We start from the raw sequence: 16932 nt of genomic DNA, 5'->3' as shown, positions 1-16932 counted from the left end.
GCTTTCGCGAGGATTTCAGGGTTTACGGCCGGATACTTTCAGGAACGCCGGAGGCAGGTACGTGACAAGGTCGGAGGCGATCAGCGAATCTTCCCCCAGGTCGTGCGCCGCCAGGTCGCCCGCCAGGCCGTGTAGGTACACCCCCAGGATGGCGGCGTCCAGCGACGTATAGGATTGGGCCAGAAGGCCCGTCAAAATGCCCGTGAGCACATCGCCCGTGCCGCCGGTAGCCATGCCCGGGTTGCCCGTGGTATTGAAGTATACGATGCCCCCGGGGCTGGCAATAGACGTATACGCGCCCTTCACGATCACAACCGACCTCAGCTGCCGCGCCAGTTCCTTTTGTTTTTCCAATCGCTCAAACTCATTTGCCGTCTTCCCGGCCAGCCGCTCAAATTCTTTGGGATGGGGCGTGAGGATACTGCCGGGCGGCACCAGGGGCAGCAGCTCGCGGTGGGCCGCCAGGATGTTTAGGGCATCGGCATCGATTACCATCGGCTTGCGGTAGGTCTCCAGAATCTTGCGCATCATTTTTACAGTAGCCTCTGCCTGGCCGAGGCCGGGACCCACACCGATGACCGAATATCCATCAGTCGATGGCAAGGTGCTTGCATATTCTTCCAGGGGATCGACGCTGACCATGGCCTCGGGTACGGCTTGCTGTAATATAGCATAACCACGCACAGGGGTGTGAATCGTCAGCAACCCTACGCCTGCCCGCAGCAGCGCGCGTGCCGCCAGTATCGCCGCGCCTGTCTTACCATAGCTACCTGCCACGAGCAATGCATGACCGTAGGTGCCTTTATGACTAAACCTGGCGCGAGGCTTCCACCGCCGATGTACATCATCGTCGCTGAGGTAATAGTGGTTGGTTTCTGTCTCTTGTAACAATCCCTTGTGCAACCCTATCTCCACGATATGCCATGTGCCCACATACGGCGCATTGGACGCAAAGAAGAATGCCAGCTTGGGCACTTGAAACGATACGGTGTCATGCGCCTGGACGATCGCACCTTGTGACGGCGCGTCGGCGCGCAGTCCGGAGGGAACATCTACCGCCACACGCCAGGCAGCGGCCGCGTTGATGCGTTCAATGACGGCAGCATATATACCTTCGAGCGGCCGCGACAGGCCTGACCCGAAGAGTGCGTCGATCACAATATCGCATGTATCAAAGATCGTCGACGGCGGTATATCCGCGATCATCTTTACTATTGCATTTCCAGGCAGGCGTGTGCGGTTGGCTTCAAAGTCTGCGGTTGGCTTTCCTCCTACCACCACCCATACCGTCACGGCATACCCCCGGGCCAGCAACATGCGGGCAATCCCCAGTCCATCGCCGCCGTTGTTGCCCGTGCCGCAGACAATGCCGATGCGGCGCGAGGTGTCGGCGCGTTTGATAAACCACTCCACAAAAGCACAACACGCGCGCTCCATCAGGTCTATGGACGCGACAGGCTCGTGCTGAATGGTATAGGCATCGAGCGCGCGGATCTGGTCGGTTGTCAGGATCTTGGTCATGCTTTAGCGATCTACTTCCCCCATCACTACATCGATCGAGCCGATAATAGCAATAAGGTCGGCAATGAGTACGCCTTTGGATATTTCGGGCAACACCGACAGGTTGACAAAGCTACACGAGCGACACTTGCACCGGACCGGCACGTCATTCCGGCCGTCGGTTCGGAAGAAGAATCCAAGCTCGCCTTTGGGTATTTCGGCCCGCACATAAAAGTCTTGCGCTTTGGGTCGGATCTTTTTCGGCACCAGCGCCTGCGGATCAAAATCGCGTGAGCGTTTGTGATCACCCGTAAGCTGTGCAAGGCACTGCTCGATGATGCGGAGGGACTCGTGAAGCTCCTGGTAACGCACGGAGGTGCGGTCCCAGCAGTCGCCCACTTTACCCATCTTGCCCTCTCCTACAGGTATATCAAACTCCAGTTCGGGATATACCGAGTAACCATCGACGCGACGCAGGTCGTAGCGCAAGCCCGAGCCTCGCAGCACCGGACCGGTAACGCCCGCGTTAATGGCCAGGTCGAGCGGCAGCACACCCACGTTGGCCGTGCGGTCGACGAAGATCTTGTTTTGCAGGAGGACATTGTCCAGCTCCTGCAGCTTTGGTTTTATATACTGCACAAATTCGCGGCAGCGGTCTTCAAAGCCTACGGGCAGGTCGTAAAACAATCCACCGATCCAGATGTAGTTATATAGCAGCCGCGCACCCGAGGCCCATTCCAGCAATCGCAGAATATGCTCGCGGTCGCGCATGACCCAGAAGAACGGCGTAAAGGCGCCGATGTCCATGCCATAGGTGCCGATGGCAATGAAGTGCGAGGCAATGCGGTTCAGCTCGGCCACCAGCACACGGATATATTCGACGCGTTTGGGGATCTGGTCGGCAATGCCGAGCATACGTTCTACGCCCATGGCGTACGCGTGCTCGTTGTTCATCGAGGCCACGTAATCCAGGCGATCGACAAACGGAATGATCTGGTTAAAGGGCAGGTTCTCGGCGTGCTTCTCAAAGCAACGGTGCAGGTAGCCGATGTGGGGCACGACTTCTTGCACGATCTCGCCGTCGAGCAACACTTCGAGGCGAAGCACACCGTGGGTGGACGGGTGCTGCGGACCGAGGTTGACGATCATTTCTTCCGAGCGCAGGTTCTCCGGCCGCAGCTTGTTCGGCACCGATCGCGACAGGTTGCCTTCTTTGTATTTGTATTGTACCGTGGTTGGTGTCATGGGCAGCGCTACGGTCAGTATTCAATTTTAATATCGCGGTAGTACTGCGGATTCTGATAGTCTTTACGCAGCGGATATCCTTCCCAGTCGGCGGGCATCAGGATGCGGCGCAGGTCAGGATGATTGGTAAAATGAATGCCGTACATATCAAACACCTCGCGTTCCAACCAGTCGGCCGTGCGCCATACGGACGCTACCGAGTCTATCTCCAGCTGTTCGCGTGGCAGAACAACCTTCAGCATCAGGTGCAGGTTGTAGGGTATCGAGTATAGATTATAGATCACCTCCATCGTGTTGGTCTGCGGGCCATTGTCCAGCCCGGTGACACACGATAACATATCAAAGTATAGCTCGGGATGTTGGTGTACTGTTTTACAAACTGACAGAATCTGCGCACGGTCTACGATCAGCGCCTGCGGCGTGGCATGGGTGTCGGGTTGCAGCGTTATTTCGCCGAGCGCACCTTTGAGGATCGAAACGATTGTATCGAGGGTCATACCGGTGAGGCTTGTACTTTTTCTTTTTCCGCCAGTAACCTGGCTACTGCCGTCGGTGCCATGAGCGTTTCCTGGCGAATCTTCTCTTGTAATTTCAGGAAGCCGCCGATCAGCGCTTCGGGGCGCGGCGGGCAGCCCGGCACATATATATCTACCGGGATGATGCGGTCTACACCTTTTACCACGTGATAGCCATGTTGCCAATAGGGGCCGCCGCAGTTGGCGCACGAGCCCATGGAGATCACGTAGCGGGGCTCGGCCATTTGTTCGTAAAGACGCTTAATGCGATCGGCCATCTTAAATGTTACCGTGCCGGCAATGAGCATCACGTCTGCCTGACGGGGCGATGAGCGCGGCGCCATACCAAAACGTTCCATATCGTATACGGTCGTGCCGGTGCTCATAAACTCGATCGCACAGCATGCTATACCAAAGGTCATCGGAAACATAGACGACAGCCGTGCCCAGTTGAGCAGGTCGTCCAGGCGTGTAACGATCACCCCTCCTTGTTCAAACTTCTGATCCAGTAGTCCCTTCATACACGCTATTTTTCGGTTGACGTGATTTCGCCCGGTGTGGTGCTGCGCGCGGAACGGTACCGTTCGTTTACGCGGTCGTAGAGTGCACCCGGCACCGGCGATTTATACTCGGTCGGTCTCGGATTCGGCTTGATCCAGTCCAGGTGCCCGTTGACCCAGGCGTACGCCAGGCCGAGGGCCAGGATGGCTACAAACAAAATCATTTCTATCAGTGAGAACCACGCCCACGCGCCATTGGTTTGCGCGGCCAGCTCTTTATTGGCAAATACAGTCGCCCAGGGGAATAAAAAGACGATCTCTACTTCGAAAAGCAGAAAGATAAGCGCTACGACATAGAAGCGCATGTTGAACTGCGTCCAGGCGGCAGTGATGGGCTCTTCGCCGCTTTCGTAGGTGGAGAGCTTTTCGGGGTTCGGGCGATGGGGACGTATGAATCTGGATACCAGTAGGGTAACTACAATGAAGATGATCCCTGCGAGTGTGTAGAGTAGGATTTCTCCGAATGCTGATAGATAATGATCCCGATCGGCCATAACGGAATCAAAGATAGGAGAAGATGGGTATTTCTATTAAGAAAGTAGTGATTGTTAGAAGACTTGGGCGACTTGCGCCAGCAAACCCGGCGTTACGACACGCGCAGTTTGAGTTTTTTGCCGAGCTCTTCTACGGAGCTGCGGAAGTTGGCGTCGGTCTTCATCATGTCTTCGACTGATTCCAGCGCGTGGATGACGGTGCTGTGGTCACGGCCGCCGAAGTTCTCGCCGATGAGGGCGAGCGTAAGTTGCGTGAAGCGTTTGCAGAAATACATGGCCACCTGGCGGGGGATCACGATCTCGCGTTTCTTCACTTTGCCTTTCATGGCGTCGAGGTCGACTTTAAAGTACTCGGCAACAGTCTTTTGGATGAAGTCGACGCTGACGTCGGACTGAATTTCCTTGATGATATTCTTCAATACCTCTTTGGCGAGGTCGAGGTCGATCTCTTTCTTGAGCAGCGTAGCGTGGAAGATCAGCGAGTTGAGTACGCCTTCCATGTCGCGCAGGTTGGTGTCGACGCTATAAGCCAGGTACTCCGACACTTCGGTCGGGATCTGGATGCCGTCGGCCAGCATCTTGCGGTTGATGATCGCCAGCTTGGTTTCAAAGTCGGGCTCTTGCAGGTCGGCGGTGAGGCCCCACTTAAAGCGGGACAGCAGACGCTCCTGGAAGCCTTTCATGTCGCGTGGCGGGCAGTCGCTTGTCATGATGATCTGCTTGCCGGATTGGTGCAGCTGGTTGAAGATGTGGAAGAACATCTCCTGTGTTTTCTCGCGGCCGGCGAGGAACTGCACGTCATCCAATATCAGCAGGTCTACCTGCAGGTAATAGTTCTGAAACTCCTGCACCTTGTGGTTTTGCAGGGCGTTGAGGAACTGCGTGGTAAAATCGTTCTGATCAATATACAGGGCCACTTTGCCCGGCATGTTGTTTTTGATCTCGTTGCCAATGGCTTGTACGAGGTGGGTCTTGCCTACCCCTACGCCACCGTATAGCATGAGCGGGTTGAAAGAGGTTACGCCGGGCTTCTTGGCTACCGCGAGTCCCGCGGAGCGCGCCAGGCGGTTACAGTCTCCTTCTACAAAGTTGTCGAAGGTATAGGTCGGGTTTAAGCGCGAGTTTACCGTTTGCGGATTGAGGGCCTTAAAGGTAAAGGGCGAATAGTCGTCGTTGCCGAAGCTGCCGTTTACACCGCTGCGGCGATTGGTGATCGTACCGTTTACAGGGTAGTTAACCGACACGGCGGGCGCTTGCTTGTTACCGCTGTCTACTACTACGGAATATTCCAGACGCCCTGTCGGGCCCAGTACGGTGTGTATAGCTTTCTTTAGCACGGGCACATAGTGCTCTTCCAGCCATTCGTAAAAGAACTGCGAAGGCACCTGTATGGTCAGTATGTCGCCTTCCACACGCAGTGGCACGATGGGCTTGAACCAAGTGCTGAAATTCTCTTCGCCAACATTCTCGCGAATGACTTCCAGACAATCGTTCCATACTGTGCCACAGCTAACTTCCATGAGATCTGAATTTGTTAGGATTTTGAGTTCCCCGTCGGGGAAAGGGAGACAAAGATGTGAAAAAAGAGATTAAGAAAACAAGCACCTTTCTCCTTGATTTTCCGGAAAAAAATGTGCTTCCAAATTTTTAAAATAAAAACGCAAACGGTTGAATAAAACTTAGCTAAAATTGAGTTGAATTGCATAGCATGGCTGAAAAAACGTTTCAGGAGTTGTTGCAGGAGGCCTTTCCCAAAACCGATCAGGCCGACTGGTATCGAATAGCGTCACAAGAACTTGACGGAAAAAATCCCGACGAAACACTGGCCTGGGCCACCGAGGACAATTTGTCTTTTGGGCCTTATTATGGCCCGCATAACCTTCCGGAGGCCCTTCCGTTCAGCCTTCCACCATCTTCCGATCCATACGCCGGCGCCCGGCATTGGTGGAATCAGCCTTTAATCACTGTTTCCGACGCCCGCGCCGCAAACCAACATGCGTTAGAACACTTATCGCAGGGCGCGGATGGAATTTTATTTAAGCTGCCGGAAGCATCGCCCGTTGACATGGCCGTTTTACTGGCGGGCATTGACTGGCCCTATTGCAGCGTAAGCTTCTGGCTGTCAACGTCTGAGCACTTCGCTGCGGTGACCTCTTATATAGAGCAGCAAGCCTATGCGCCCGATTCGCTGACGGGCGCCATCTTTCTCCCACCTGCTGTTGCGGTGACGCCTGTGGCGAATCAAAACAAGCTTCGCACGCTGGGCATGATCATTCACCGCACGACACCGGTACAAGAGATTGTCGAAGCCCTTACCCGCGCAGCAACCGCCATCGATGCGGCTGTGCGCGCTGGAAATACTACTGCCAGCGCGGTGCGCCAGGTAGCCTTCTCGGTAGAGACTGAAAACGACTTTATTATAGAGGCCGCCAAGCTCAAGGCATTGCGCTATTTATACCTTGAGCTGGTGAACACCTACGGTATACATGATCTGCCGTTAGACACCCTACATGTTCATGTGAGGGCAGAAGCGTTTGCTGCCGAGGCCTATGCTCCGCATGGTACCATGCTGAAGGCCACCGCGGCCTCGCTGGCCTCTATATTCGGAGGCTGCAGCGCGCTGTCGGTGCTTCCCGAAGATGAGCACAATGCCACCTACCGTCGTATTGCGCGCAACGTCGGCAGCATCCTGCGCGAAGAAAGTCACCTCGACAAAGTCGCCGATCCGCTGGCAGGCTCGTATACGGCCGAGGCCGCTATACAGGCTATCATTGTGGAAGTAAAACGACTGCTGCCGCAAAAGTTGCCGGCGCAAGTATATACTCCCGTCACGCCCCTGCCGGCCGGTAAAGATAAGCCCTGGCTCAGCCCCGAGAAGATCGCCGTGCTTCCGGCGTATGCATCGGAAACGGTTAACAACCTGATCCACCTCGACTATCCTTCGGGCCTGCCCCCCTACCTGCGCGGCCCTTATGCCACAATGTATACCACGAAGCCGTGGACCATCCGCCAATATGCGGGCTTCTCTACGGCCAAAGACTCCAACGCCTTTTATCGTCGCAACCTGGCCGCGGGACAACGCGGCTTGTCGGTGGCGTTTGACCTGGCTACCCACCGTGGTTATGACTCCGACCACCCACGCGTAACGGGCGATGTGGGCAAAGCCGGTGTGGCCATTGATTCCGTGCTGGATATGAAGATTCTCTTCGACCAGATTCCGCTCGACAAGATGTCGGTGTCGATGACGATGAACGGCGCGGTGCTGCCCATCATGGCATTTTATATTGTCGCGGCAGAAGAGCAGGGTGTAGCCCCCAAACAACTGAGCGGTACCATTCAGAACGATATACTGAAGGAGTTTATGGTGCGCAATACCTATATCTATCCACCGGCGCCGTCGATGCGCATTGTGGCTGATATCTTTGCCTATACCTCGCGCCACATGCCCAAGTTCAATTCCATCAGCATCAGTGGCTACCACATGCATGAAGCCGGTGCGCCGGCGCACCTGGAGCTGGCCTATACACTGGCCGATGGATTGGAGTATATCCGTACGGGCCTTGCCGCCGGCATTGCCATCGACGACTTCGCTCCCCGCCTGTCGTTCTTCTGGGGCATTGGCATGAACTTCTTTATGGAGGTCGCCAAGATGCGCGCAGGCCGGATGTTGTGGTCGTACCTGGTAAAACAATTCCAGCCCACGAATCCAAAGTCTATGGCGCTGCGCACGCACTGCCAAACGTCGGGGTGGAGCCTGACGGAGCAAGACCCGTATAACAATGTGACGCGTACCTATATTGAAGCCCTTGCTGCGATCAGTGGCGGCACGCAGTCGCTGCATACCAACTCGCTCGACGAAGCCATTGCCTTGCCGACCGACTTCTCGGCACGCATTGCGCGCAACACGCAGTTGTTCATTGAAAAAGAAACAGGTATTACGCGTACGGTCGATCCGCTGGCGGGCTCGTATTACCTGGAGAACCTCACGGCGGAGCTTGCCGAGAAAGCGTGGGAACTGATTCAGGAGGTGGAAAAACTTGGGGGCATGACGAAAGCGATTGAAAGTGGCTTACCCAAGATGCGCATTGAACAAGCCGCCGCGGCGAAACAAGCGCGGATCGACGCGGGCAAGGATGTGATTGTCGGTGTGAACAAATATACTGTTACCGACAAAACCGACTTCGATATTCTGGAAGTCGATAACGTTGCCGTACGGCAAGAGCAGGTGGATCGCCTGACGGAGCTGAAAGCCACACGCGACAATGCAGCGGTAGAAGCGGCGCTACAGGCGTTGACGACGTCCGCTACGACAGGCGAAGGAAATCTGCTGGCGCTCGCAGTCGATGCCGCGCGGGCACGGGCTACGCTGGGTGAGATCTCGGCGGCGCTTGAAAAAGTATTTGGACGTTATAAGGCTAGTGTACGTTCTATTACCGGTGTATATGCAGGAGAAATGAAAAATCAGCAAGTTTTTGAAGATGTGCGGGCGCTGTCGGACCAGTTTGCTGCACTCGATGGCCGCCGGCCACGCATTCTCGTGGCGAAGATGGGGCAGGACGGTCACGACCGCGGGGCGAAGGTGATTGCTACGAGCTTCGCAGATCTTGGCTTTGATGTTGACATTGGGCCGCTCTTTCAAACTCCGGAAGAGGTGGCCATGCAGGCTGCAGAGAACGACGTGCATATCGTTGGTGCTTCGAGCCTGGCCGGTGGCCACAAGACGTTGGTGCCGGAGCTGATACACACGTTGGCGAAGATTGGACGCGCCGATATAATGGTGGTGGCGGGCGGTGTGATCCCACAACAGGATTATGACTTCCTGTACAAAGCCGGCGTGTCGTTTATCTTTGGGCCGGGCACTGTTATTACCGATGCTGCGAAGGAGATACTGGGAAAACTAATGAAGTCGTGACGACCGTTGGTCTGTCAGAACACTGCGCCTGTAGAGAATAATACACACGGGTGATTTTCCCTTTCGCGTCGGGACATTCGTGATTTCATATTATCTTTGTTACCATACCGGTGGACAGTACTATCTACCCTGTACCTGTCGTATGCGTCTGTTCGCCGGATGTGGTCTTGCCCGTAACCTCTTGTGTGATGCGCTCAGCATCCATTCTACCACAGAGATTCGGGTGCGCCTTTACAATCATCCCGTACGAGTCCTGAGTTGGTGGCCCTGCCGCATGCGATAGCCTGCGCGTTGGGTGAGCCTGTGTGGTTGTGCGCTGTACGCACGACATGTCTTATTGTATACGTAACCAAAAAACAACCCCCATGTTGACGGAAGCTCAGTTTACTGAAGGAGTGGCCTATGCCCGGAACAATTTTCAAGCAGAAGATTCTCATCTAATTCTCGACAAAGCTCTTATCAAAGACAAGTTCGACCTGACCGGCATGAAAGTGCTGGACTTCGGCTGCGGTATGGGCGGCATGACGCTGTGGTATGCCAAGAACTGGAATTGTGAAGTGACGGGTGTGGACATTGATAACCACCACATCACGATTGCGCAACACTTGCAGCAAGAATTGCATATCGACAATGCGCGGTTTGAAAAGCGTAACATCATGACCAACCCGTTCGCTGAAAAATTCGACCTCGTTTTTATCAACGACGTGGTGGAGCACATTGAACTCAATTTACTGCGGCGGCTGTTGGCCAGTGTCAAAAAATCACTCGCCAAGGGTGGCAAAATCTTTATCAGCTATCCGCCGTGGCGCAGCCCGTATGCGTCTCACCTCACGCATATTATCAAAATTCCCTGGTGTCAATTCCTTCCCAAACCCATTCTGAACAAGATGCTGGAAGAGCGGAATCACATCATCGTGGGCGAAGAAGAAGGCACAATTAAAGAGGTTTATACGAATCTCAATCATCTGACGCATACCAAGCTACAAGAGATTCTCGATGCCAACGGTCTGCGTACGCTGTTCCGCAAAAGTCACACGATTCTGAACCGCGCGACCCTGCTGAAGAAGTATAACATCAACTTCTTCCCGTTCGACTTCCTGGTAACAAAAGAATTCTTACTGGTCGAGCCTCAGACGTAATATGGATTTTGGCGGCTAATGTACTACCGGCGTGGTGTCGCACGCCGCATAGCCTTTTATTTCGAATTCAATGGTGGCATGCTGAATGCCGATGGTTTGCAGTTGTTTTTTGATGCGTGTTTTTAATGCTTCGAGCGGCGCGGTATCCAGCGGCTGCCGGAGTACAATGTGCGTCGTCAAAATATTGAAGGCGCCATCGAGCGTCCAAATGTGCAGGTCGTGCAGCGCTTCCACCTCCTCGAAGGCGGCAAGCTCTTTGCGTACCCGTTCTTCGGGTATATTGTGCGGCACGCCTTGCAGCATGATCTGAAAGGCGCCGCGGATGTTGCGGTATACGTTAAACAGGATGATGCCGCCGATGATCATCGACAACAACGGATCGACGATGGGCACGTCGGCAAACTTCATGACGATGCTGCCGATCAGCACGGCTACCCAGCCCAACACATCTTCCAGGAAGTGCAGCGACAATACTTTCTCATTGATCGATTCCCCTTTCTTGAGGCGCAGCATGGCGGCGCCGTTCACCAGTATACCGATGACGGCAAAGATCAGCATGCCGGTCGTATCGGGCTGTTCGGGGTGCCACAACCGCTTGAAGGCCTCTATGAGAATGAAGATGGAGCCGACGGTAAGCACCACGGCGTTGATAAACGCGCCGACGAGCGAGAAGCGTTTATACCCGTAGGTATATATTGTATCGGGCTGCTGGTGCGACTTGCGCTCGAAGAACCACGCGGTGCCCAGGGACAGGCTGTCGCCGAGGTCGTGCAGCGCGTCTGACATAATAGCCACCGAGTTGGTATACAGCCCGCCCACCAATTCGAGCAACGCAAACCCCAGGTTTAACCAAAAGGCTACCGCTATGTTGCCGCCACTGTGGTGGTGATGGTGGCCGTGCGCATGGCTATGCCCGTGATCATGTGCATGATCGTGGTCGTGCGGATGGTCGTGGTGATGATGCCCCATGGCCTCAAAAGTCGACACAAAACGGCTGCAACAGGAGTGCAGATACCGTATTTTTACCCTTTCTGCAAGGGTGCTGCATAAACTGCACCGGTAGGGTTACGATAGTGCCGGGGAATTTGTAAATTTATAAGCCCAAAAAAATCTAACATCCCCTACCATGATGAAAAACGGGATCCTCCTGTTGGTTGCACTGTTCCTGGCGTGTGCTCAACCTGCACGCTCACAAAATAAAAAGTATGACAAGTCGCTCGCCAAGATCGATGCGTCCTATGCCGGAGGTAGCTTCGAGAAAGCGGAAAGCTCGCTGGCCAAGCTCAAAAAGACGATTACGGCCAACATGGGCCCGCAGAATGCCTACATGCCGGGGATTTACTTACGCGAAGCCCGCATTGGCCTGGCGTTGGGGATGTTGGGCGGCTTTGACAAAGCGCTGGAAAACGCGCAAGCCGCCAGCCTGGCCGTGTTTGGTGAAAACAGCGCCAGTTATGCTACCACGCAGATTGACGTCGCCGAGATCTATAATGCTTACGGCAACTACCGCATCAGCCGTGAATATATTACCAAAGCGAAGGAACAACTGACCCGCACGGGACAGATGACCGACCTGTTGAAGGCTCGCATTGCCCTCGTGGAAAGCGAAGCCCTGATCGGTCAGGGGTTTTGTAACGACGCCCTGGGAATTATGCACGAGCAGGAAAGCTTCTTTGCCAGCCGCGCAGTAGAGAAAGAAACCAAAGTGGAAGGTGGTGTGATCAAAACACAGCGCGTGCCGGAAGCCGAACTGACGCAACGGTATGGCGACTATGCACGTCTTCTAACTCAGGTTGCCATGGCCTATAGCCAAAAAGGTAGCCTCATTAGCGCGGACTCTGCTTTCACCGCCGCCCGTACGTGGCTCAGAAGCAAAAGAAATTACCTCGGCGAAACCGATCTTTCTGCGGAGCGTAACAACTATCAATGGGCTATTAGCCTGATTGAAAACGGCAACCTCACGCTGCCGAAGGAAATAGAGCTCAACCGCACCCTGGACGATCTTAAGAAAAAAGTAAACCCCACCAACACCCTCGCACAGGATATCTATATCGCTTACCTGCATAAGCTGCTGGTGGACGAAGAAAAAAACCGCTACGTAAATACAAAAGCAGAATTTGAGAAAGTGCTGAGCAAGTATTTCTCGAAAGGCAGCGTGGTGCGTATCAACTTGCAGGCGGTAGAGTTCGATACCAAGCTCGGGCGCGATAAAACCAAGAACGTGGAGGGTGACGCGCTGGGCGTACTCAATACCAAGACCTTGCCGCGCAATCACCCGACGGCGCTGAAGATCCTGAACTTCCTTTATAATGCCGCCATTGCGGAGAAACGCTATACCAATGCAGAAAGCTATCTGAATCAACGCCTGGAGATCGAGAAGGAGCTGTACGGCGAAACTTCGCCGGAGTATCACCTGTCACGCATCTTTGCCGCAAACTTTTACCTGGATTATACCAACAAGTTTGAAGAAGCCGGCAAAATCTACGAAGAGAGCTATAACAAAATCGTCGCCCCCCAGATCGGCGACCGCCACAAAGACTTGCTGGATATTCTCAATCACCTCGCTACGTACTACGAAGCGGTTGATTCGTACGCCCGCGCCTCTAAAACGCTGAAGGCGGCGCTGGAAGCTGCCCGTGTTAAATACGATTATAAAGATATTTTGTACGCTGCCGAGCTCAATAAGATTGCCTACCTGCAACTAAAACTGGGCGAATATGAAGAAGCGGAAAAAGGGTTGACGAAGTCACTCGAGGTCATCGACATAAAAGACAACCGCGACTACAAAGAGTGGCGCCCCACGTATATCAATGCGTTGGAAACGCAGGCTAAGCTGTACGGCATCAAAGGTATGTTTGACGAAGCCGAGAGCAACCTGGAGCGCTCGCACAAGCTGGTCACACGCTCCAAGACCGACATCAACAGCGAGCTGTCGGCGGAAGAAGAGCTAACGTCCCTCTTTATCCAGCTGGGCCGCTTCTCTGAAGCTGACCGCCTGGTGGCCGACCAGATACCCGAGTCGGAAAAACTGTACGGCAATACTTCCCGCCGTCTTATCGACCCGCTGGTGAACAGAGGCCGCCTGTTACTGGCCAAAGGCGACTATACCGAGGCCGAGCGCACGGCGACTCGCGCCAACCAGATCGCGGTCAAGACGTACGGTATGACCTCCACCAAAACGGCACCCACGCAAAAACTACTGAGCGATATATACTATACGCTCGGTGACTACGAAAAAGCCGAAGAGAACATTACCAAGGCCCTGGGTAGCCAGGAGAAACAGTTCGGCCGCAACCACATTGAAGTGGCCCGCTCACTGGCGCAGCTGGCGCTGATTAAATTCTACGAGGGCGACAATGGCAAGGAAGTAGAAAAACTGATGCTGGAGGCCCGTACGATCATTGAGACCCGCCTGGGCAAAGACAACCCGCAATACGCCGAGATCCTGAAGAACATGGCCGTGTTGTATATCTCTCAAAAGAAATTCGACATTGCCTTCAATTCGTTGACGGTAGCCGAGACCATCTGGCGTACGAAGACCGGCACAAAAAACAACATTAACGCTGCCGGCATTTATACCCTGACAGGAGACGTTTATTACCAGCAGAAAAATTACAAGAAGTCGGAAGAGTTTTACAACCAGGCGAAAGCCCTGTACGAAAAATTCTTCAGCCGCACACACCCGGAGTATGTTAAAGTGCTTTCGAAGCTCAGCAAGGTGTATTACATGCAGCAGGACTACAAGCGCTCGAAGAATATGATCGAGGAGTCGCTGAACAACTACGAGAAGTTCATCAAAGAATTCTTCCCGGCCCTGAGCGAGCGCGAGAAAGCTAAATACTGGAACACCATTAAAGGCGACTTCGAGTTTTACAACACGCTTGCCTTTAGCAATCTTGACGACTTTAAAGACCTGGCCGGCAAGATCTACAACTACCAGTTGCTCACCAAAGCGCTGCTGCTAAGCTCGTCTATTAAGGTACGTGAGCGCATCCTGAACAGTACAGATGAAGAGCTCAAGACCCGCTATACGACGTGGGTGCAGAAAAAGGAACTGCTCACGCTGGCCCTCTCGATGAGCCCTGCTCAGCTGACCGAGAACCAGATCGACCCCGCGGGGCTTCAACAGGAGGTAGAACGCCTGGAGAAAGACTTGAGCCAAAGCTCTGAGCTGTTTGGCCAAAGCTTCGACGACAAGCGCATCACGTTTGAAGATATCAAGAAAATTCTAAAGCCGAACGATGTGGCGATCGAGATGGTACGCTACCGTCACTTCAATCACTCCTTTACAGACTCCATCATCTACGCCGCACTGTATATCAAGAAGGATATCGTGAAGCCAAAGGCGGTGATGCTCAAAGACGGCAAGAAGATGGAGACGCGTTTCTTCAAATTCTACCGTAATGCCATTGTCGGCAAAGTGCCCGACACCTACTCGTACGGCGTCTTCTGGGAACCTATTGCAAAAGAGATCGGCCAGGCCGCTACGGTATACCTGTCGGCCGACGGTGTCTATAACCAGATCAACCTGGAGGCCATTCCGACACCCGATGGTAAATATGTGATCGACAATGCCAACATTGTATTGGTCAGCAACACCAAGGATTTATACCTGCGCAACATCAAGACGCGCCCCTCCGCCACGGAGAACACGGCTACGATGTTTGGCAATCCGTCGTTCTATGTCACGGCATCGGCTGACCAGCGTATTTCGGCACTGCCCGGTACGGAAAAAGAGGTAACGCAGGTGCAGTTTATGCTGAAGCAAAAAGGTTGGCTCACGGCGGAGTACATGGAGAAGATGGCGTCGGAAGAAAAAATCAAGGAGCTTAAAAACCCCAAGATCTTCCACATTGCCACCCACGGTTTCTACCGCCCGTCGATGCAGGTGAACCTGGAGCAGGAGATTGAAGGCAACGAGGCCATGTTGACCCAGAACCCGCTGATGCGTACAGGCCTGCTGTTGCGCGGTGCCGGCGACCTGATGGACAAGACCCAGTATAATTTCAACATGGAGAACGGTATCCTGACGGCCTATGAAGCGATGAGCCTTAACCTCGATAAGACCGACCTGGTAGTACTCAGCGCCTGTGAGACGGGCCTCGGCGATATGGAAGCCGGCGAAGGGGTATACGGTCTGCAGCGCGCGTTCCTGGTGGCCGGCGCAAAAGTTTTGATCATGAGTATGTTTAAGGTAGACGACGAGGCCACGCAGAAGCTGATGCTGAAGTTCTACCAGAAGTGGCTCAACACAGGCAACCTGCGCGAAAGCTTTATTGGTGCCAAGAAGGAGTTGCGCATGGAGTACCCCGAGCCTATCTACTGGGGTGCGTTTATCATGATCGGATTAGAATAACAATTAGAATAACACAAGAAAACAACAGCTAACAGATACGCTGCGCGGAGATTTGTAACCACTTCGCGCAGCGTCTGTTTTAAAAGATCTTCTTCAGACGTTCCGTCATTTCCAACACCGCGGGGCATACCAGCGTGTTCTTATAGGTTAATTCCAAAATTTGCACCATCTTCTTGCGGTCAGTGTGCGGGTACTCGCGACACGCCTTGGGCCGGTCTTCGTAGATGCTGCAGTAATTTTCGTGATCCAGAAAGGGGCACGGCGCCGTTTGTAATACGTAGTCTTTGTCTTCGTCTATCCGCAAGTATTTCTCCACAAAGTCACCCGGCTTCATGCGCAGCGCTTTGGCGGCACGCTCAATGTCGTGCTGGTAGAAGATGGGGCTGGTGGTTTTGCAGCAGTTCGCGCAGGTCAGACAATCGAGCGTTTCGAAGACCTCTTCGTGGGCCTGGTGGAAATGGTCGTCCACCAGACGGGGGTCCTTGCGTTTTAGCCCTTGCAGAAACTTCTTGTTCTCGGGGGCGCGTTTTTTTGCCTGCTCACGAAACCGCTCTACATCCATTCCGCAAAGTTATTATTTTTACCGTCCATGACCACGGCTACGATTCTTTCCGCCATTCAGCGCCATGTCACCCTGACCGATGACGAAACCGCCTTTTTTACCTCCCTCCTGCTGCCCCAACGGGTACGGCAGGGCGAGATGATCGAGCGGGAAGGCGAGCCTACCCGGTGTTTTATCTTTGTTAACGCCGGTTGCCTGATGACCTATTTTACGGATAAGGAGGATGTCGACCACGTCATTCAGTTTGCCACAACGGGCTGGTGGACGGGCGACCTGCACAGCTTTACCAAACAGGTCCCGTCTATTTACACGACCAAGGGCCTGGCCGACAGCGAGGTATGGCTGCTGCCCAAGGCCAGTATGGAGCAGTTATTGGAGCGTGTGCCGCGTTTTGAGCGCTATTTTCGCATTATTTTCCAGAACTCGCTTATTACTCAGCAACACCGAATTATCCAGAGTTACTCAGCCACGGTCGACGAGCGTTACCTGCAATTCCGTGAAAAATACCCGTCGTTGGAGCAATACGTGCCCCAGAAGTACATTGCCTCCTACCTGGGCATTACGCCCGAATTCCTCAGTAAGGTGCGCCGTCGGCTGATGGAAAAGTCGTGACGACACCCCCGATCTTAACCTAGTTCAATAAACTATC

General features: G+C 53.9%; 12 protein-coding genes and 1 pseudogene. 5 read left to right on the top strand and 8 right to left on the bottom strand.

The window, feature by feature from the left end; all coding sequences use genetic code 11:
* Nucleotides 1–15: 15 nt before the first annotated feature.
* From K7P01_RS23555 to dnaA, 6 genes are all read right to left on the bottom strand, one after another.
* Complete coding sequence (locus tag K7P01_RS23555; protein ID WP_267297038.1) at nucleotides 16–1521, bottom strand: NAD(P)H-hydrate dehydratase; 1506 nt, start codon at nucleotides 1519–1521, stop codon at nucleotides 16–18.
* A gap of 3 nt (nucleotides 1522–1524) precedes the next feature.
* Entirely contained in the window at nucleotides 1525–2745 is a 1221-nt protein-coding gene (locus K7P01_RS23550) for an NADH-quinone oxidoreductase subunit D (protein ID WP_267297037.1), read from the bottom strand.
* A gap of 14 nt (nucleotides 2746–2759) precedes the next feature.
* Entirely contained in the window at nucleotides 2760–3242 is a 483-nt protein-coding gene (locus K7P01_RS23545; protein ID WP_267297036.1) for an NADH-quinone oxidoreductase subunit C, read from the bottom strand.
* Nucleotides 3239–3781 (bottom strand): NADH-quinone oxidoreductase subunit B, encoded by a 543-nt coding sequence (locus K7P01_RS23540; protein WP_267297035.1) that lies wholly within the window; start codon nucleotides 3779–3781, stop codon nucleotides 3239–3241. The genes K7P01_RS23545 and K7P01_RS23540 overlap by 4 nt, the downstream gene beginning before the upstream one ends.
* Before the next feature lie 5 nt (nucleotides 3782–3786).
* On the bottom strand, nucleotides 3787–4314 hold the full coding sequence (locus K7P01_RS23535; RefSeq protein WP_267297034.1) for an NADH-quinone oxidoreductase subunit A: 528 nt from the start codon (nucleotides 4312–4314) through the stop codon (nucleotides 3787–3789).
* 92 nt (nucleotides 4315–4406) lie between these two features.
* Entirely contained in the window at nucleotides 4407–5834 is a 1428-nt protein-coding gene (gene dnaA / locus K7P01_RS23530) for a chromosomal replication initiator protein DnaA (RefSeq protein WP_267297033.1), read from the bottom strand.
* A 188-nt stretch (nucleotides 5835–6022) separates the two neighbouring features.
* Here dnaA and K7P01_RS32255 point away from each other — a divergent pair.
* The 3 genes and pseudogenes from K7P01_RS32255 to K7P01_RS23515 form a co-directional block, all read left to right on the top strand.
* A pseudogene (locus K7P01_RS32255) lies at nucleotides 6023–7075 on the top strand (methylmalonyl-CoA mutase family protein); the annotation flags it as partial.
* 42 nt (nucleotides 7076–7117) lie between these two features.
* Nucleotides 7118–9226, top strand: a complete 2109-nt coding sequence (scpA, locus tag K7P01_RS23520) for a methylmalonyl-CoA mutase (RefSeq protein WP_267297390.1) — start codon at nucleotides 7118–7120, stop codon at nucleotides 9224–9226.
* Nucleotides 9227–9591: 365 nt separating this feature from the next.
* Nucleotides 9592–10365 (top strand): SAM-dependent methyltransferase, encoded by a 774-nt coding sequence (locus K7P01_RS23515; RefSeq protein ID WP_267297032.1) that lies wholly within the window; start codon nucleotides 9592–9594, stop codon nucleotides 10363–10365.
* A 15-nt stretch (nucleotides 10366–10380) separates the two neighbouring features.
* On the opposite strand, the gene K7P01_RS23510 is transcribed toward K7P01_RS23515, so the two are convergent.
* Nucleotides 10381–11352 carry a cation diffusion facilitator family transporter gene (locus K7P01_RS23510; RefSeq protein ID WP_267297031.1) on the bottom strand — a complete coding sequence of 324 codons (972 nt, stop codon included), beginning with the start codon at nucleotides 11350–11352 and terminating at the stop codon, nucleotides 10381–10383.
* Between the two features lie 139 nt (nucleotides 11353–11491).
* Between K7P01_RS23510 and K7P01_RS23505 the strand changes: the two genes are divergently transcribed.
* On the top strand, nucleotides 11492–15721 hold the full coding sequence (locus K7P01_RS23505; RefSeq protein WP_267297030.1) for a CHAT domain-containing protein: 4230 nt from the start codon (nucleotides 11492–11494) through the stop codon (nucleotides 15719–15721).
* Between the two features lie 79 nt (nucleotides 15722–15800).
* On the opposite strand, the gene K7P01_RS23500 is transcribed toward K7P01_RS23505, so the two are convergent.
* Nucleotides 15801–16283 carry a YkgJ family cysteine cluster protein gene (locus K7P01_RS23500; protein ID WP_267297029.1) on the bottom strand — a complete coding sequence of 161 codons (483 nt, stop codon included), beginning with the start codon at nucleotides 16281–16283 and terminating at the stop codon, nucleotides 15801–15803.
* A gap of 27 nt (nucleotides 16284–16310) precedes the next feature.
* On the opposite strand from K7P01_RS23500, the gene K7P01_RS23495 reads away from it, so the two are divergent.
* The gene (locus tag K7P01_RS23495; RefSeq protein WP_267297028.1) at nucleotides 16311–16895 is read left to right on the top strand and encodes a Crp/Fnr family transcriptional regulator; all 585 of its coding nucleotides are present in this window, start codon (nucleotides 16311–16313) and stop codon (nucleotides 16893–16895) included.
* Nucleotides 16896–16932: the final 37 nt, after the last annotated feature.

It is taken from the genome of Parachryseolinea silvisoli, from assembly GCF_021190955.1.
Lineage (GTDB): Bacteria > Bacteroidota > Bacteroidia > Cytophagales > Cyclobacteriaceae > Ohtaekwangia > Ohtaekwangia silvisoli.
This window is presented reverse-complemented; position numbering and strand designations above follow the sequence as displayed.

Coding starts and splice junctions, on each gene's coding strand:
- K7P01_RS23545 (WP_267297036.1), bottom strand. CDS start 3,242: ATGACCCTCGATACAATCGTTTCGATCCTCAAAGGTGCGCTCGGCGAA.
- K7P01_RS23535 (WP_267297034.1), bottom strand. CDS start 4,314: ATGGCCGATCGGGATCATTATCTATCAGCATTCGGAGAAATCCTACTC.
- K7P01_RS23550 (WP_267297037.1), bottom strand. CDS start 2,745: ATGACACCAACCACGGTACAATACAAATACAAAGAAGGCAACCTGTCG.
- dnaA (WP_267297033.1), bottom strand. CDS start 5,834: ATGGAAGTTAGCTGTGGCACAGTATGGAACGATTGTCTGGAAGTCATT.
- K7P01_RS23555 (WP_267297038.1), bottom strand. CDS start 1,521: ATGACCAAGATCCTGACAACCGACCAGATCCGCGCGCTCGATGCCTAT.
- K7P01_RS23505 (WP_267297030.1), top strand. CDS start 11,492: ATGATGAAAAACGGGATCCTCCTGTTGGTTGCACTGTTCCTGGCGTGT.
- K7P01_RS23495 (WP_267297028.1), top strand. CDS start 16,311: ATGACCACGGCTACGATTCTTTCCGCCATTCAGCGCCATGTCACCCTG.
- K7P01_RS23540 (WP_267297035.1), bottom strand. CDS start 3,781: ATGAAGGGACTACTGGATCAGAAGTTTGAACAAGGAGGGGTGATCGTT.
- K7P01_RS23500 (WP_267297029.1), bottom strand. CDS start 16,283: ATGGATGTAGAGCGGTTTCGTGAGCAGGCAAAAAAACGCGCCCCCGAG.
- K7P01_RS23515 (WP_267297032.1), top strand. CDS start 9,592: ATGTTGACGGAAGCTCAGTTTACTGAAGGAGTGGCCTATGCCCGGAAC.